A 16,378-nucleotide genomic window follows, 5' to 3' on the forward strand; every position below is an offset into this window, starting at 1 on the left:
CATATAACCAATCTAAGAAATAATTTCCGTAATCACCGGCTGTTCGTTCTGGCGGGCGGAGGCACGCTTATCATACCACTTCACTATGCCAGACCCCAGGCAGAACCCCAGGAAAGCCAGCCCCATGGGGTATAAATCTTCAGCCTCCCCGCCATACCCCAGCTGCCAGCCAATGAGGCCCCCCAATCCTGCCAATATCAGCGGCAGCAGGAAGACCACAAAGGCCCCCTTGAGCATCTGCTGTTCCTGCATGGAAAACTTGACCCGCTGCCCTATGACAGCTCCCAGCCCATTCACCGCCTCCACCGTCATCTGACGGCTTCCGGCACAGGCTCCGCAGGCGCTGCAATCCTCATGCCTCCCCACCTTCACCGTGGCGGTGCCATCTTCAGGATTCACCCCAATAACCAAACCTTCCTCCTCCTTCATCTGCCACACCACCTCAGATTTTCAGAAATTTCATTTATGATACTTATTTACATTAACAACTTTTGTATTCGCCATAAATACAGATAATCCTTTTGTAATTGTAGAAAAACACAAAAATTCCCCCGAGCCGTACAAGTCTCAACTTGCAAAGCCCGGGGGAATCATTTTACCCAATCTTCAGCGCATATCTCTTGAGCACGAAGTTCCAAACGGTGACAATCACTGCCGCCAAAAGCTTGGCAGCCATATAGTATATCCCCAGCATATCCACAAATGTATACATACAAAGCTGGTTGATGCCCAGCCCCGCCACGCTGGAGCCGAAGAAGATGGAAGCCGCCTTGAAACTCTGCTTCCTATTGCCGCCCTCAAAAACCCAGACACGGCAAAGCCAGTAGTTCACCAGCACTGAAATGACGAAGGCAATGGCGGAGGAATACAGGTAATGAAGCCCTGCCCACTCTGTCAGAACATATAAACATGCCAGTTCAAGCAGCAGGCACCCACCTCCTGCTACCACAAAACGCATAATCTCTGCCAAGCGTTTACTATTACCCACAAAAGCACTCCCTATCAGCTTCCTGAAATCATATCACAAAACAAAGCCCTTAGTCAGCATCAATCCCGCACCTTTCTCTGCTCAACAACCATTTCTCCATTGTAATCTTTAACCAGATAAAGTGGACGAAATTTGCTTTCATTGAATATCCGTCCCAAATATTCGCCGATAATGCCCAAGAAAAGCAACTGGACCCCGCCCATGAACAAAATCACTGAAAGCAGCGATGGGTAGCCGGGCACACTGCCACCGAACAACAATGTACGAATAATTATATAGGCCATGTACAATATGGCTACAAAAGCCAGCATGCACCCTACAAAGGAAGCCATTCTAAGCGGGGCTATAGTAAAGCTGGTGATGCCCTCGATAGCAAGATTGGTAAGTTTCCAGTAATTCCACTTGGTCTCCCCTGCAGCTCTGGCGTCACGGTCAAAGAGAATCTCCTTCTTATTGAAGCCAATCCAGCTGAAAAGCCCTTTTGTATAACGCTGGGACTCTCTCATCATGCGCAGGGCATTGAGGCACTGCTTGTCCAGCAAACGAAAATCTCCCACATCAGGTTGCACGGGGATGTTGGATAGCTTCTGCAAGATGCGATAGAAGGTATGGGAAGACCACTTTTTGAAGAAGGTCTCCCCTTCCCGACTGCGACGCTTGGCACTGATGTCATCATAGCCCTGCTCCCAATAGGAAATCATCTCCGGAATCATTTCCGGCGGGTCCTGCAGGTCCGCGTCCATGATAACCGCTGCATCACCTTTCAAATAGTCAATCCCCGCAATCATGGCTATCTCTTTGCCAAAATTACGGGAAAGATCTACATAGGAAACACGCTTATCCTTGCCACGAAGTTCCTTCAGTATCTCCATAGTGCGGTCATGGCTGCCGTCATTGACGAAGATTAGTTCAAAATCATAAGCTGCTATCCCGTCAATCACCGCCGAAGTGCGTTCATAGAACTCTTGCAGTACCGCTTCTTCATTGTAGCAGGGCACTAATATAGATACTGTCTGAGACAGCTTACGCTCACCCATTCTGGCTGTCAATCCCTTCTGCATAAATCCAACAATTCACATAAGGATTCTATCACATTTTCACTTTTCCCAAAACACCATCTTTATATTCCTCCACCAGCTCTACCTGATAAATCTCCCCACAAGTCACTTCATCCTCAGTATAGACTCGGATATAGTTATCCGTCAGGCCGTCAGTGATGCCGTCGGTGTTGGTCTCGAACAGCACCCGCATGGTCCTGCCCAGGAAGGAGCGATAGAACTCACGGGATTTCTTTTCAGCCAGAGCCTGCATGCGGTGGACGCGGTCTTTTTTGACCGGTTCGGGAATCTGGTCCTTGCGGGCAGCGGCGGGGGTGCCTTCCCTTCTTGAGTATGGGAAAACATGCATACGGGAGAAGTTCATTTTTTCTACAAACTTCAGCCCCTCAGCAAATTCTTCTTCTGTTTCCCCCGGAAAACCTACGATGATATCCGTAGAAACTGCTACCCCGGGCAGTTCCTGCTCCACCTGCTCAATGAGGCGGGCGAATTCGCGCGTGTCGTAGCGGCGGTTCATGTCGTGCAATACCTTGTCGGAGCCTGCCTGCAGGGGCAGGTGCAGATGGGCGCAGAAGCGGTCGTCGCTGCGAATCAGCTCAAAGAGTTCTGGAGAGAGCTCTATGGATTCCAGGGAGCCCAGGCGCAGGCGCTTCAGCCCCTGCACCTGCAGCACCTCCCGGCAGGCATCGGTGAGGGTGACATTGCCCTCCAAATCGCTGCCGTACTTGCCCAGATGGATGCCTGTCAGCACGATTTCCAGGAAACCTGCCGCCACCAGCTTTTCCGCTTCCCTGCGGATGGCAGAGAGCTGACGTGACTTCACGGGACCGCGGGCATAAGGGATAATGCAGTAGGAGCAGAAATTCTGGCAGCCGTCCTCGATTTTTAGGAAGGCCCGTGTGCGGCGGGGCATATCGTAAAGGGGGATGTCCTCGAAGGAGTCCGTATGCATCACATCACCCACGCCGTCCAAGGGCTTGCCATCTTCACGGGCAGCGCGCTCCACGTATTCTACGATGCGGGAGCGCTCTTTGGTGCCCAGGACTACCCGAACACCTTCCAACAGTTTTACTTCTTCGGGCTTCACCTGAGAGTAGCAGCCGCAAACGGCGATGATGGCATCGGGGTTCTCACGGCCTGCCCGACGGATGATCTGACGGGATTTCTTTTCGCCCAGGTTAGTGACAGCGCAGGTGTTGACTACGTAGACGTCGGCTTTTTCGCTGAAGGGGACGATTTCGTAGCCCTTGGCTTTGAAGAGGCCCTCCATGGTTTCTGTCTCAAATTGATTTACTTTGCAACCGAGAGTCATAAAGGCTGCTTTTGGCAAGATAATTCTTCCTTTCTTTTTTACGTTACGTCTGTTCATTTTCTTTGGCGCAAAGAAAACGAACCAAACTTCGTGCGACACACCGTGTCGCACTGCGCCCTCACACGAAATCTAAGCGATTACAAGTCCTTCGGACTTGAAATAGCCAAGATTTCGTAGCGAAAGAAAACGCGGCCTTGCATTTCATCCATGAAATCCAACGGCCGCGTAACGCCCATCCATGGGCTGAAGTATGTGTTGTCTTTGGTTAGCCCAAATCTCCTAGTTCGTATTGAATTACAGACAGAGATGCTATCGCTGCAGTTTCTGCCCGAAGAATTCTAGGACCTAAAGTCACACTTTGGCCGCCGGCCTCTTCTATGGCCTTGGCCTCATCAAGAGTAAAACCGCCCTCGGGGCCAATCAGAACTGAGGCATTTTTCGCCTTGGAGGCTTGCAGGGCTTCTTTGATGGTCTTCTGCTCCTCGTTTTCATAGCAGAAGTATAATGGGTTGTCTTCACCGAATCCTGACTTTGCTAGGAATTCCTTGATGCCCATAATAGGCTCAACCTGCAGCAGCTTTGTCCTGCCGCATTGTTTGGCGGCTTCGTCGGCTATTTTCTGCCAGCGTTCCTGGCGCTGTTTTGCTTTCTTGCCATCATACTGGGCCACGCAGTTGCGGCTGGCTATGGGCTGGATTTTGTTTGCTCCCAGCTCCACGGCTTTCTGCACTATCCAGTCCATCTTGTCAGACTTCAGCAGGCACTGGACCAGGGTCAGTTCCAAGGGAGATTCCGTATTGCCCTCCAGCCGTTCCTTCAAGGCCAGCTCCACACTCTCGGCGGTAAAGGCAGTCATTTCCATCAGGGCCACGCTGCCTTCATCGTCAACTACCGTCACCTGCTGACCTGCCTTGGCCCGCATGACGTGCATGAGGTGGTGGGCATCCTGGCCAGTGATGATGATTTTCTCAGCCAGGATGCCTTTATAAAAGAGCCGCCTCATGCTGCTTCACCTTTGCGGACGATGGTAATAGCTGTCCAGCCCTTTTCCTCCACCACTTTTGCCACCACAAAGCCATGCTCCAGGGCCGCTTCCGTCACTTCAGCCAGCCTTTCCGTGATAATGCCGGAAGCCAACAGCCTGCCGCCCTCAGCCAGATGCTCGTCCAGTTCCTCAAAGAGGCGGATGACCAGGTCGGCAATGAGGTTGGCAATGATGATATCTGCCTTGCCCTCGAAGGATTTCAGCAGGTCGCTCTGGCCCGTCCTGATACGGCTTTCCACCCCATTGGCACGGATATTTTCCCCGGCAATCCTGACGGCGGTGTTGTCATAGTCCATGGCTGTGATGTCCGTGGCTCCCAGCTTAGCAGCGGTGATGGCAAGGATGCCGGAACCAGTGCCCACGTCGAAGACGCGCTGGCCGCCCTTGATAAGTCCCTCCAGCTCTCTGATGCACATGGAGGTGGTGGGATGGGTGCCGGTGCCAAAGGCGGCGCCGGGGTCAAGGCTCACCACGATGTCATCAGGAGCTGCCTCGTATTCCTCCCAGGCAGGGCGCACCACCACCAGCGCTCCCACTTTTTCCGTGTGGAAGTAAGCTTTCCAGTTGTCCTCCCAGTCCTCATCACGTACACTCTGGCTGGTAATGTCACAGGGGCCTGCAGCAGGTGTGGCTGCCTGCATGGCCCTGACCTTCTCTTCCAGTTCCGCCATGCGTTCAGCCAGTTCTTCGTCCACGGGCAGGTAAGCTTTCACCGTCACCACTTCTGTCTGCTCAGACCTGGGAATATCAGTATAGTCCCAGCCCCCGGCCTGTATGTAATCGTTCACCAAAGCCGGGTCTTCGATAACCACCCCGGAGGCGCCGATATCGTGGAAAATCTCCGCCACTACGTCCGTTGCCTCGTGGGAGGTACGGATGCTGACCTCGGACCACTCCATGAAAATGCTCCTTCCTAAAAAAACGGCTCCCCAGTCGGGGGAGCCAACATTATCAGTTAAACAAATCCTTCAGCTTCTCCTTGAAGCTCTTCTGCTCCGGGTTCACCTTGTCCCCGCCCTGCTCGGCAAATTCCTTCAGCAGTTCTTTCTGCTTGTCGGAAAGATTCTGGGGAGTGAGGACCTTGATGCGCACATGCTGATCACCGCGGCCCGTACCACGCAGGAAGGGGATGCCGCGATTCTTCATGCGCAACACTTTGCCGCTCTGGATGCCGGCGGGAATCTTGAGGTCCACAGGACCGTCCAGAGTAGGCACCTGCACCGTATCACCCAAAGCCGCCTGCACGAAGCTGATGGGCACCTCCACAATGACATCTGAGCCCTGACGGTTGAAGAACTTGTGGGGCTTGATGAAGATGTAGAGATAGAGGTCGCCGTATCCGCCACCGCGCACGCCAGCCTCGCCCTGGCCGGAGAGGCGCACTCTGGAGCCCTGGTCCACACCAGCGGGCACCTTGCCCTTGACGGTGCGCTGTTTCTTGATATGGCCTGTGCCGCCGCAGGCATGGCACTTCTTCTTGATGATCTTGCCCGTGCCGCCGCAGCGTCCGCAGGTGCGGCTGCTCATCATGCGGCCCAGGGGGGTATTGTGCACCACCTGCTGCTGGCCTGTGCCATGGCAGTCTGGACAAGTCTCAGGAGAGGTACCGGCAGCAGCGCCGGTGCCGTGGCACTCACTGCACTCCTCGGTGCGGGGCACGGAAATCTCCACTTCCTTGCCGAAGGCCGCCTCTTCAAAGGTAAGCTCCAGGTCATAGCGCAGATCTGCCCCACGCTCCGGACCGGGCTGGCGTGAACGCCTGCCGCCGCCTCCGAAGAAAGCATCGAAGATATCTTCAAAACCACTGCCGCCGCCAGAAAAACCACCGCCGCCAAAGCCGCCGAAACCACCAAAGCCACCGAAACCGCCGGCACCAGCGCCGCCGCCCTCGAAGGCTGAATGACCGAACTGGTCATAGGCAGATTTCTTCTGGGGGTCCTTCAGCACATCATAGGCCTCGTTGACCTCCTTCATTTTCTCCTCGGCGGCCTTGGGATCATCCTGATTCAGGTCCGGATGATATTTGCGGGCCATCTTTTTATAGGCTTTCTTGATCTCAGCCTCAGAGGCGCCTTTCTGAATGCCCAGCACCTCATAATAATCGCGTTTCTCGCTCACGTTGCACCATCCTTACATATAGCTTGAGCCAATCTATATAATATATGCTGATGCCGTATCTGGCAAGTAGAAAAGGAAGCTATGAGTCGCATTTCGACTTCGAATCGCCCCTTCCACCGCCTTCGGCGGTCCCCCTTCCCCGCTTCGCAGGGCAGGCAAGATAAAGAGAAATGGAGGTGGGAACCACCTCCATACCTCATTTATCTGAATATCAGACTATTTACTTCTTGTCACTCTCGGTGAACTCAGCGTCCACTACATCATCATCAGCCTTGGCCTGCTGCTGGGCACCGGCTGCGCCTGCAGCACCTGCATCAGCGCCGGGAGCACCCTGAGCGCCTGCGGCCTGAGCCTGCTGGTAAGCGGCAGCGGAGAGCTCATAGAGGGGCTTCTGGAGCTCCTCAGTAGCCTTCTTGATGGCCTCAGTGTCGGTGCCCTTCAGAGCTTCCTTCACCTTCTCGCAGGCTGCCTGGACTTCCTTCACCTTGCCCTGATCGGCCTTGTCGCCCAGATCCTTGATGGTCTTCTCAGCCTGATAAACCATCTGCTCAGCGGTGTTCTTGGTGTCCACAGCCTCTTTCTGCTTCTTATCCTCAGCTGCGTGAGCCTCAGCTTCCTTCACCATGCGGTCGATGTCTTCCTTGCTCATGCCGCCATCGGACTGGATGGTGATTTTCTGCTCCTTGCCCGTGCCCAGATCCTTGGCGGATACATGCACAATGCCGTTGGCATCGATATCGAAGGAAACCTCGATGCGGGGCACGCCGCGGGGTGCGGGAGGAATATCGGAGAGCTCAAAGCGTCCCAGGGTCTTGTTGCCTGCAGCCATCTCACGCTCGCCCTGGAGCACATGGATGTCAACAGAGGGCTGGTTGTCAGCAGCGGTGGAGAACACCTGGCTCTTGTGGGTCGGGATGGTGGTGTTGCGCTCGATAAGCTTGGTGCAGACACCGCCCAGAGTCTCGATACCCAGGGACAGCGGAGTGACATCCAGCAGGAGCACGTCCTTGACCTCACCTACCAGCACGCCGCCCTGGATAGCAGCACCCACGGACACGCACTCATCCGGGTTCACACCCTTGGAAGGCTCCTTGTTCAGGATCTTGCGGATAGCATCCTGCACAGCGGGGATACGGGAAGAACCGCCCACCAGGATGATCTTGTTGATGTCGCTGCCGGAGAGGTCAGCATCTGCCATAGCCTTGTGAGTAGGCTCCATGGTGCGCTCTACCAGGTCGCGGGTCAGTTCATCGAACTTGGCACGGGAAAGGGTCAGGTCCAGATGCTTCGGGCCGGAGGCATCTGCCGTGATGAAGGGCAGGTTGATGTTGGTCTGGGTCATGCTGGAAAGCTCGATCTTGGCCTTCTCAGCAGCCTCAATGAGGCGCTGGGCGCTCATCTTGTCCTGAGAAAGGTCGATGCCGTTCTCTTTCTTGAACTCCTCAACCATCCAGTCCATGACAGCCTTGTCGAAGTCATCGCCGCCCAGGTGGGTATCACCGTTGGTAGCCAGAACCTCGAAGGTGCCGCCGGAGAGCTCCAGGATGGACACATCGAAGGTACCGCCGCCCAGGTCGAAGACCAGCACAGTCTCGTCCTCATCCTTGTCCAGGCCGTAAGCCAGAGCAGCTGCAGTCGGCTCGTTGATGATGCGGAGGACCTCCAGACCTGCGATGCGGCCTGCGTCCTTGGTAGCCTGGCGCTGGCTGTCGTTGAAGTAAGCCGGCACCGTGATGACAGCCTGGGTTACGGTCTCGCCCAGATAAGCCTCGGCATCAGCCTTCAGCTTCTGGAGCACCATAGCGGAAATCTCCTGAGGAGTGTAATCCTTGCCATCAATGCTGACCTTGTAGTCGCTCTCGCCCATGTGGCGCTTGATGGAAGCAATGGTGCGGTCCGGATTGGACACAGCCTGGCGCTTGGCCAGCTGGCCCACCAGACGCTGGCCGTCCTTGGTGAAGCCCACCACAGACGGGGTGATGCGGCTGCCCTCGGGGTTCGTGATAACAGTAGGCTCGCCGCCTTCCATGACGGAGACGACGGAGTTCGTAGTACCTAAGTCAATACCAATAACCTTTGACATGATAATCCTCCTATATGTGTAAACTAAATCATTAACAAAATATTTAGCTGTTCGCTACAACCTGCACCATGCTGGGGCGAATCACGCGGCCTTTCACCATGTAGCCCTTCTGGAGCTCTTGGGCAATGGTCTCATCCTCCAGCTCCGGGTTCTCCACCCGCATAACTGCCTGGTGGAAGTTGGGGTCGAATTTAGCACCCTCCACCTCAATATGCTCAAGGCCGTTCTTCACCAGGACTTCCCCAAACTGCTTGAAGATCATCTCCACGCCCTGCTTGAAGGAATCAATGTCCTTGGCCTCAGCAGCCATGGCCCGCTCGAAGTTATCCAGAAGAGGAAGCATATCCTTCAGGATGCCCTGAGTCACCACTGCAGAAAGCTCTTCCTTTTCCCTGGCGGTGCGGCGGCGGAAATTCTCGAAATCAGCCTGCAGGCGAAGAGCACGCTCTTCCTTTTCCTGCACAGCCGCCTGCAGCTTTTCAAGCTCAGCCTTGGCAATAGCAACCTCTTCCTGAGGTTCTGCCTGAGCTTCAGCCTCGGCATTTTCTTCGGCAGTAGGAGCCTCTTCAGCTTCTCCCTCCGCCTCCTTGCCTACAGCACGCTTGATTTCCTCCTGCATGTCCGCCAGCTTCTGCTCATCTTTTTTCTTTAATTCATCTTTGATAAATGATGGCAATTCACTCACCCCTTATGGTCATCTGTACCGCTTCACCAGTTGTACTTTCTGATGACCTCGGTAAGATTGTCATTCATATATTCCAGCAGGCTCATGGCCTTGGCGTACTCCATGCGGGTAGGTCCCAGCACCGCGATAGTGCCCAGAAGCTCCCCGTTCAGATGATACGTAGCCGTGATGATGCTGCTGTCCTTCATGTGGGAATCCTCATTTTCCTGGCCGATGGTGACCTCCAGGCCGTCTCCCATGTGGGCGTGGAGGATATCCTTGATAAGTTCCTCCTCCTCAAGCATCATCAAAGTGTGCTTGACCTTCTCCACATCGTGGAACTCCGGCTGGGTCAGCATCTGGGTAGTGCCTCCCAGATAAAGCCTTTCCTGCTTGCCGGAGTCCAGCGCCCGATTCACCACTTCAAGGGCAGATTCGTACAAGCCCTCGTCCCCAATCTCATCCCGGATAGGCAGCAGCCTGTCAGGAGAGATGGCAGAAAGAGACTTGCCCGCCAGATTCTTGTTGATGACGGCAGCCATGCGCTGGAAATCTTCGAAAGTAGCGCCATCCGGCATATCCACGATCTTATTCTCCACAAAGCCTGCATCCGTCATCAGCACCGTAATGACCCGCCTGTCATCCAGGGGCAGGAACTGCAGCACCCGGAACCTGGCCTGGGTCAGCTGAGGTGCCAGCACCAAGGAGACGTTCTTCGTCACCTTGGAAATAATCCTGGCAGTCTCCTGGAACACCTCGTCAATGCGACGAACCCTTGCCTGATACCAGTCGTTGATGAGTTTCTTTTCCTCATCGCTGACCGGCTTCGGCGGAATCAGCCCATTCACATAGAAGCGGTATCCCTTGGATGAGGGCACCCGCCCCGAAGACGTGTGCAGATGCTCCAGGTAACCCAGCATCTCCAAATCCGCCATCTCATTGCGGATGGTGGCGGGGCTAACCCCCAAATCATGCTTGCGGGCAAGGGTACGGGAACCAACCGGTTCAGCCGATTCGATGTAATCATCAATAATGGCCTTCAGCACTTTTTGCTTGCGTGCATCCAGTTCCATTGGCACCCCTCACCTCCCCGCCGGGTCCTGTTAGCACTCTCATTAAATGAGTGCTAAATTGAATCTAATAAGAATATACACCGCATAAAACAAAAAGTCAATAGAAAAATCAAAAAGTCAAAAACAAAAAACCTCGTTGAAAGACCATGGTTCCAATTTTGCCGACAGCAAAATCTTCCCCTCAATCTTTCAACGAGGCAGACAATATCATTTATAGAATCACTCAGCGCAACGCCGCTAGCAGCACGAAATCCGTCTGGGGCATTTTCGAGGCATAAACCAGTGCCTGCTCCTGCTGCCCCTGTTCATGGGCCAGCATGGCCAGGTTGCGCAGGGTCTCCGCATCCAAGGGATCAATGCCTGCGGCTGCATCCAGGAAAGCCTGGGCTGACACATAATCGCGTTTAAAGAAATACGCACCTGCAAAGGTATTGTACAGACGCACTTTCACCGCCAAGCCCACCGGCCTTCCGGCAATATCCTCCAGTTTTGCCCTGATTTCTGCACTGCTCTGGGCAGGTGTCGGCTGCACTTGCTCTGTCTCCGACACCTCCGGAACCACCTGCTCTGGTCGTGTCTGCTGCACAGGCGGCACTGCCTCATCCTGCTCCGGCAGTGATGAATGCAGCCTGCTCTTCAATTTCTGCAATGCCGCCAAAGCACTTCCTCCGGACTGCTCTGCCGGGGCAGTATCAGGCATGAAATTCGCGGTAGCTTCCGGTTGAGGCGGCGCAGGTTGCACCGGCGCAGACACGTCAATCCTCCCTGTCAGTTCTTCCTTCAGGAAAGCGGAAATGGCAGGATAATCCTTCTCTATATGCTCAGGATCTTCGCGGCCATAGTATTCCAGTATATCCGCCAGTTCTTCCTGCTGCTCCTGGGTAAGAAGGCTGCGACTGATGGAGAGCATATTATCCAGTACGGCCAGCGCCTTTTCCGTCTGATCCTCCAGAATGCACAAACGGCTCAGGAGTATCTGGGCCGCCACATGCCCAGGAGCCATCCCCAAGGTATTATCAACCCATTTGATAGCTCTTTCATAGTCCCCCACCATGAAATAGCAATAGGATGCCAGGTAAAAATCATTCGCTTCATAGGACTTGCCCTCGACGAGTTCCACCAGCGTGGTCAGCGCCTCCGCGTACTGCTCCGCCTCGACCTGCTGCTCCATCTTCTCTCGCAGTGCCCCAGCCCGCACAGCCTTCTCTGCCTGCGACCTGGCTTCCTGCTTCTTATGTATCTTCTTGCTGCTCCTGCTCATAGGGACCTCCTCCTCGAAAATTTTAAGAGTTAACTACATTAACTGTTGCTTTTTCTCCCTTACATTCGCCCCCTAAAGCAAAATTCCTGCCTGAAACGCCATGCTCTCATCTCCGGACAGCCAGCTCACCTGCCAGCTTCCGGAAACCTGCCTCCAGTTCCCGTATGTAATTCTGCGTATCCATCAAAGAAGATGACAAGAGCATTGGCCGCAGATTCTTGTGCAGTGCGTCCAACAAGCCCGTATCCCTGGCTAAAGCCAAGGCTTTTGCTTCATATGCCTCCGCATCAGCACAAGCAAGTTCTCCCAGCCCGGCATTTTGCAAAATGGAGAGACCGAAGCGCGAACCCCGCCGCTCCCCGTAAAGAGAGATTACCGGCACCCCCATGTAGAGAGCATCACAGGTGGTGCCGCCCCCCGTATAGGGATAGGTGTCCAGGGCAATATCCACCTCCAGGTAGCGCGTCATATAATCGGAGCTGTCAGCCTCCAGCTCCACCCTCCCCAAGGGCAGTCCCAGTCGGCACAGACGCTCCTGCACCAATAGCACAGTCTCATCGTCCCTAAAAGAACGGTTTTTGAGCAGCAGGCGTGACCGTGGCACTTTAAGCAGCAGCTCTCGCCACAATTGCAGCATCTCATCCGTAATCTTGCAGTACTGATTAAAACACCCAAAGGTGATATATCCCTTGGCAAGGCAGGGTGCTCCTCCCGGTTCCGGCACATCGCTGCGCCCCGTATAGCAGAACTGACTCGTCAGATACAGAGGCTGCTCCACCAGCTCAGGCTCCCGCTCAGGCGGATCGGCCCACCTATCTGACAGGAAAGCAACCACCTGCGTCAGGCCGGTGGTTGCCATATAGCCAAGTCCCGATACCTGCACAGGTGCAGGACGGAAAGCCAGCACAGGCAAACCGCTGCCTGCGCTGTGTCCTGCCAGGTCTACAAGGACATCAATGCCGTCCGCACGAATCTGCGCCGCAATATCCTGCAACTCCTGCCCGTGCATATCACGGAATACTGCAGCAAAATGCTCCACCTGCTCCGTGTACCAATCATGGATCTCTCCCAGGCTGTAGGCGTAAACCTCCCATTTTTTCCTGTCATGCCCTGCCAAGAGCTGATAGTAGAAGTAAAACATTACATGCTGGCGGAAATCAGGCGAAATCAGCCCCACCCGCAGCGGGTCTGCCTGCCCTTGGGCCAGACGCGACTCAGGCCATTCCTTGTACTGTTTTATGCCCAGTTCATCCACCAAGGCTGCGTAACCCCTATGAGCTGCCAGCAGGCTCTCCCGTTCCCAGGGCAGGGCATGCCGGGCCAGCAAGGACGAGCTATACAGCCCCAAACGATCTGATATGGTTGTCGCACAGGCCGCTGCTGTGCGGTAGCCCGCCACTGCCTCCTCCGTCAAGCCCAGTTCCACTGCCAGCTGGCTGCCCTTGGCCAGCACATCGGCACGAAAAGCATTGGCCTCAGCAGAGGTCCCCTCTTCTCTATCCAGGCAAGCACGAGCCTGGCTCATCGCCTTATAGGCTGATAAATAATGACTGCGTTCGTTTTCTGCCAAAGCACATAACCGCCAGCATTCCGCATCATGTTCCACATCGTGCCTGGCAGCCTGCCGCAAGTGCCAGGCCGCCCTTCCCCAGTCTCCCAGCTTGTAATAAGCAATGCCTGCCAGCCGCCAGGCATCAGCGGCAGCTGCCTTATCCGCCTTCAACCGCGCTGCCAGCCGCGCTGTCTCCGCCCAATCCTCCTTTTGATAGGCCTCATCCAGCTTATGCAGCCATTCTCCGCGCCGTGCCGCCAGTTCCTGCTCTGACAAAACCTCCCGCTCATAATCCAGATAGATTTTCTGCCATATGAGCTCCAGCTCGCCAAGATAGGCCGCCGAGTCCATCAGCGGCGATACGCGCATGCGGCGGCGCAATGTCAAATGCAACAAGTCAAGCTTTTCCGCCTCACCTGCCAACGCCACCGCCTTCCCCACATACTCCTCCGCAGTGGCCGCGCATCCCTCAGCAAAGCCCACATTCATCAGCAGGCTATAGCCGAAGCGGGCATTATGCCGTTCACCCACCAGCGTCACCACCGGCACCCCCATATAGAGGGCATCGCAGGTAGTGCCGCCCCCGGGATAGGGCCAGGTATCCAGCGCTATATCTATCTCCCGGTAATCCTCAAGATAATGGGGCGATAGGGAATGAGCATCCACACGGGCAAGGTCAATACCTGCCGCCTGCAGGCGTTTCTCCATCTCCTGCCGCCCGTAGTCATTGCCAAAAATCTCCGCCCGGAGCCATAGGCGGCTATCCGGCACCCGGCGCAGGATTTCTGCCCAAAGGCCCAGGATTCTGTCCGAAAGCTTGGCAGCATTGTTCAGACTGCCGAAAGTGACATAACCCTTCCTGAGACAAGGCGCCCCGGACACCGGCCCCGGCCTGTCATGCCACATATAGCAGAAATGGCTGCGTGGCAAGCGTAGCAAGCGTTCCGTGAAATACCTGTCATTTCCCCCTTCTGCCACCACGGGATCTATATAGGAATCAGCCAAAAAATAGTCCACTGCCTCAAGGCCAGTGGTATCAAAATAGCCGATACCTGAGACCTGCACGGGCGCAGGCTTATGCGCCATCGCCGGCAAAAGCGTTTCAGCTGTATGACCAGCCAGATCCACAAGAATATCTATCTGATCCTTATATACAAGCCCGGCTACCTCCTGAATACTCAACCCTTTAACGTTATGCCATACAGTAACTGCCGCCTTGAACTCCGCACTGGCTGCATCCTCATCGCAGTTCGTATAACAATAGACCTCAACGGATTGCCTGTCGTAATCTTTCAGCATCCCATAACAAAAAAAAGCCACTACATGAAAACAAAGATCGGGAGACAGATAACCCAGCCTCAGTTTCTTATGCCAATAAGGCTTTGCATGGCTATACCGTGGAAAATCAGACAACAGCTGCCCATACCCCTGTGCCGCTGCCAGCATGAATTCCTGTGGCTTGGCCTGATAATGCAGGTTGAACAAATAATTGCTATACTCGGATAACTTGCCCGTCGTCATCGTCTTGAAACGACCAGACTCCCGGTAATGCTCCGCCGCCTGCTCCGCCCTACCGAGCTTGCGGCAAAGGGTCGCGTAAATGCTGTGAGTCGCCCCCCGGTACCAGTCCGGCATATCCATCTGCAAGGCCTCCAGGAAGCACTGCTCTGCCCCGCCCCAGTCATCATTCATCATTTTAGCGCGGCCCAGCAGGAACAGGCCAACACCATCCCTGCCGAAGAGCTGCCCATACTTCCGGGCCGCTTCCAAAGCCTTCTCCGCCTCTCCTCCATCAATATATGCCGCCAGCATAGCCCACCAGATATTTTTATCACGAGTGCCGCTAGTCTGCAGAGCATCTGCCAACTCCACCGCCTCCAGCAGACGTATGGCCTCCATCAGTTGCTTCAGCTTCTCATAGGCCCTATATATTTCTTTGTAGCCGGAAATCTTCTGCATTTGCCCTGCCCTCCAGTATTCCATAATGTTTTTCTCATCCTATTACCTTATCTGTCCCGCCGCAAACGCTCGATTGCCTCAATGACCTGTGCTGCCGTAATGCTCTTGGAGCATTCCAGTTCACGCTCAGTACCGCCATAGATTGGGCAGAGCCTCGCGTCCCAAGGTATGCGCGAGTCATTATAGCAGCCCCGACACACATGGGGATTGCTGACCCTGTAGGGCGTATAGAATTCCGTATAGGCAAGGGTGAGGCCGCTTACCAGCACCACCGGACATCCGGCTGCATGAGCCAGCCAACCCAGGCCGCTGGAAACGCAGATGAACATATCCGCATAGGCCAGCATCTCGAACCGCTCCGCCAAGGGTCGGTTCCCCGTATAATCCTCCGCTCCTGACGGCTTCTCCACATGATAGCCGCCATCGTCCACGCAGAAGTCCCTGTCCAGACACAAAACCCGATAGCCTAGCCCCCTCAAATGAGCCACCACTTCATCCCAGCCGCCGGGCCGCAGCCAGCACTTGCTCACCCCGGAAGCCTGCACCGCAATACAGGCATAAGGTGCCTCCAGCCCCAACGGCCTCGGCCCTGAAGGTGCCCACTTATCCAGTTCCGGCAAGCCATGCAAGCCAAGGATCTCCCGGGCATATTCCTGCCAGGGGGCAGCCAGCCCGTCCATAGGAGCAGAGAAGCGCTCCTCCGCATAGGTGCCCAGATGGTACACCGCATAGGTGTCCTCCGGGATTCCCTCAACTATTTCCAGCTCCGGATAGCAGCGCCCAGCCAGCTTCGCCAGGGCAGGACCTGGCCGTACCGCCACCCGGCACTCCGGATGCTCCCGGGCAAAGGCACGAGCCACTGAAAGCATCTGCACCGCCTCCCCTAAAGGGGGCGGCTGTTCCGGCAGCTTGCCATCTATGTATAAGCAAACCTTCTGTCCCTCATAGTCCAGCAGATGCCGGAATACCTGCTGTCCCTCCAGCCAGACTTCCACCAGCCAGGGCACGTAAAATTGCTCCAAAGACTGTAGCTGTACATTCGCAATATCCCCGTCAAAATACACTTGGCCGGACACGCCGTCACTGATGCGCACATGCCAGTCTCCCGCAGGTACTTCCAGCCGCAGGCCGGCATTGAAATCCAGCCGCAATCCCGGTATGCCCGTTTCCCCTGCTACCGCCCCCGCCAGTACGCCATCATTGTAAGCGATAGCCTTGTCCTTTTTGGTTGGTTCTTCCCTGCCGCACGAAAAAAACACCATGCT

Annotated in this window: 13 protein-coding genes; all 13 read right to left on the reverse strand. The window is 55.1% G+C overall.

What is annotated here, in order from left to right:
• Positions 1–12: 12 nt before the first annotated feature.
• Entirely contained in the window at positions 13–429 is a 417-nt protein-coding gene (locus tag BLW59_RS04290; RefSeq protein ID WP_074696488.1) for a SoxR reducing system RseC family protein, read from the reverse strand.
• A gap of 166 nt (positions 430–595) precedes the next feature.
• The gene (locus tag BLW59_RS04295; RefSeq protein WP_074696587.1) at positions 596–958 is read right to left on the reverse strand and encodes a GtrA family protein; all 363 of its coding nucleotides are present in this window, start codon (positions 956–958) and stop codon (positions 596–598) included.
• Positions 959–1,047: 89 nt separating this feature from the next.
• Positions 1,048–2,025 carry a glycosyltransferase family 2 protein gene (locus tag BLW59_RS04300; RefSeq protein ID WP_074696490.1) on the reverse strand — a complete coding sequence of 326 codons (978 nt, stop codon included), beginning with the start codon at positions 2,023–2,025 and terminating at the stop codon, positions 1,048–1,050.
• Between the two features lie 52 nt (positions 2,026–2,077).
• Positions 2,078–3,376 (reverse strand): tRNA (N(6)-L-threonylcarbamoyladenosine(37)-C(2))-methylthiotransferase MtaB, encoded by a 1,299-nt coding sequence (gene mtaB, locus BLW59_RS04305; RefSeq protein WP_081348375.1) that lies wholly within the window; start codon positions 3,374–3,376, stop codon positions 2,078–2,080.
• Positions 3,377–3,623: 247 nt separating this feature from the next.
• Entirely contained in the window at positions 3,624–4,361 is a 738-nt protein-coding gene (locus tag BLW59_RS04310; RefSeq protein WP_074696494.1) for a 16S rRNA (uracil(1498)-N(3))-methyltransferase, read from the reverse strand.
• Positions 4,358–5,302 carry a 50S ribosomal protein L11 methyltransferase gene (gene prmA / locus BLW59_RS04315; RefSeq protein ID WP_029541179.1) on the reverse strand — a complete coding sequence of 315 codons (945 nt, stop codon included), beginning with the start codon at positions 5,300–5,302 and terminating at the stop codon, positions 4,358–4,360. The genes BLW59_RS04310 and prmA overlap by 4 nt, the downstream gene beginning before the upstream one ends.
• A 52-nt stretch (positions 5,303–5,354) precedes the next feature.
• Positions 5,355–6,521 (reverse strand): molecular chaperone DnaJ, encoded by a 1,167-nt coding sequence (gene dnaJ / locus BLW59_RS04320; RefSeq protein WP_074696496.1) that lies wholly within the window; start codon positions 6,519–6,521, stop codon positions 5,355–5,357.
• Positions 6,522–6,741: 220 nt separating this feature from the next.
• Positions 6,742–8,604, reverse strand: a complete 1,863-nt coding sequence (gene dnaK / locus BLW59_RS04325; protein ID WP_029541185.1) for a molecular chaperone DnaK — start codon at positions 8,602–8,604, stop codon at positions 6,742–6,744.
• A 43-nt stretch (positions 8,605–8,647) separates the two neighbouring features.
• The gene (grpE, locus tag BLW59_RS04330) at positions 8,648–9,280 is read right to left on the reverse strand and encodes a nucleotide exchange factor GrpE (protein ID WP_318258314.1); all 633 of its coding nucleotides are present in this window, start codon (positions 9,278–9,280) and stop codon (positions 8,648–8,650) included.
• Between the two features lie 32 nt (positions 9,281–9,312).
• On the reverse strand, positions 9,313–10,347 hold the full coding sequence (gene hrcA / locus BLW59_RS04335) for a heat-inducible transcriptional repressor HrcA (RefSeq protein ID WP_139283541.1): 1,035 nt from the start codon (positions 10,345–10,347) through the stop codon (positions 9,313–9,315).
• A 217-nt stretch (positions 10,348–10,564) separates the two neighbouring features.
• Positions 10,565–11,602 (reverse strand): CDC27 family protein, encoded by a 1,038-nt coding sequence (locus BLW59_RS04340; protein ID WP_074696500.1) that lies wholly within the window; start codon positions 11,600–11,602, stop codon positions 10,565–10,567.
• 106 nt (positions 11,603–11,708) lie between these two features.
• A complete protein-coding gene (locus tag BLW59_RS04345) occupies positions 11,709–15,113 on the reverse strand; it encodes a hypothetical protein (RefSeq protein ID WP_074696502.1) in 3,405 nt (1,134 codons plus the stop codon).
• Between the two features lie 47 nt (positions 15,114–15,160).
• Positions 15,161–16,375 (reverse strand): autotransporter strand-loop-strand O-heptosyltransferase, encoded by a 1,215-nt coding sequence (locus BLW59_RS04350; protein ID WP_074696504.1) that lies wholly within the window; start codon positions 16,373–16,375, stop codon positions 15,161–15,163.
• Positions 16,376–16,378: the final 3 nt, after the last annotated feature.

Origin of the sequence: Selenomonas sp. KH1T6 (genome assembly GCF_900108415.1) — a bacterium.
Classification (GTDB): domain Bacteria; phylum Bacillota; class Negativicutes; order Selenomonadales; family Selenomonadaceae; genus Selenomonas_B; species Selenomonas_B ruminantium_A.

Excerpts from the sequence above, each read along its gene's own strand:
- BLW59_RS04345 (WP_074696502.1), bottom strand. The coding sequence starts at position 15,113 with ATGCAGAAGATTTCCGGCTACAAAGAAATATATAGGGCCTATGAGAAG.
- BLW59_RS04340 (WP_074696500.1), bottom strand. The coding sequence starts at position 11,602 with ATGAGCAGGAGCAGCAAGAAGATACATAAGAAGCAGGAAGCCAGGTCG.
- BLW59_RS04290 (WP_074696488.1), bottom strand. The coding sequence starts at position 429 with ATGAAGGAGGAGGAAGGTTTGGTTATTGGGGTGAATCCTGAAGATGGC.
- BLW59_RS04310 (WP_074696494.1), bottom strand. The coding sequence starts at position 4,361 with ATGAGGCGGCTCTTTTATAAAGGCATCCTGGCTGAGAAAATCATCATC.
- prmA (WP_029541179.1), bottom strand. The coding sequence starts at position 5,302 with ATGGAGTGGTCCGAGGTCAGCATCCGTACCTCCCACGAGGCAACGGAC.
- BLW59_RS04350 (WP_074696504.1), bottom strand. The coding sequence starts at position 16,375 with ATGGTGTTTTTTTCGTGCGGCAGGGAAGAACCAACCAAAAAGGACAAG.
- BLW59_RS04295 (WP_074696587.1), bottom strand. The coding sequence starts at position 958 with ATGCGTTTTGTGGTAGCAGGAGGTGGGTGCCTGCTGCTTGAACTGGCA.
- BLW59_RS04300 (WP_074696490.1), bottom strand. The coding sequence starts at position 2,025 with ATGGGTGAGCGTAAGCTGTCTCAGACAGTATCTATATTAGTGCCCTGC.
- dnaK (WP_029541185.1), bottom strand. The coding sequence starts at position 8,604 with ATGTCAAAGGTTATTGGTATTGACTTAGGTACTACGAACTCCGTCGTC.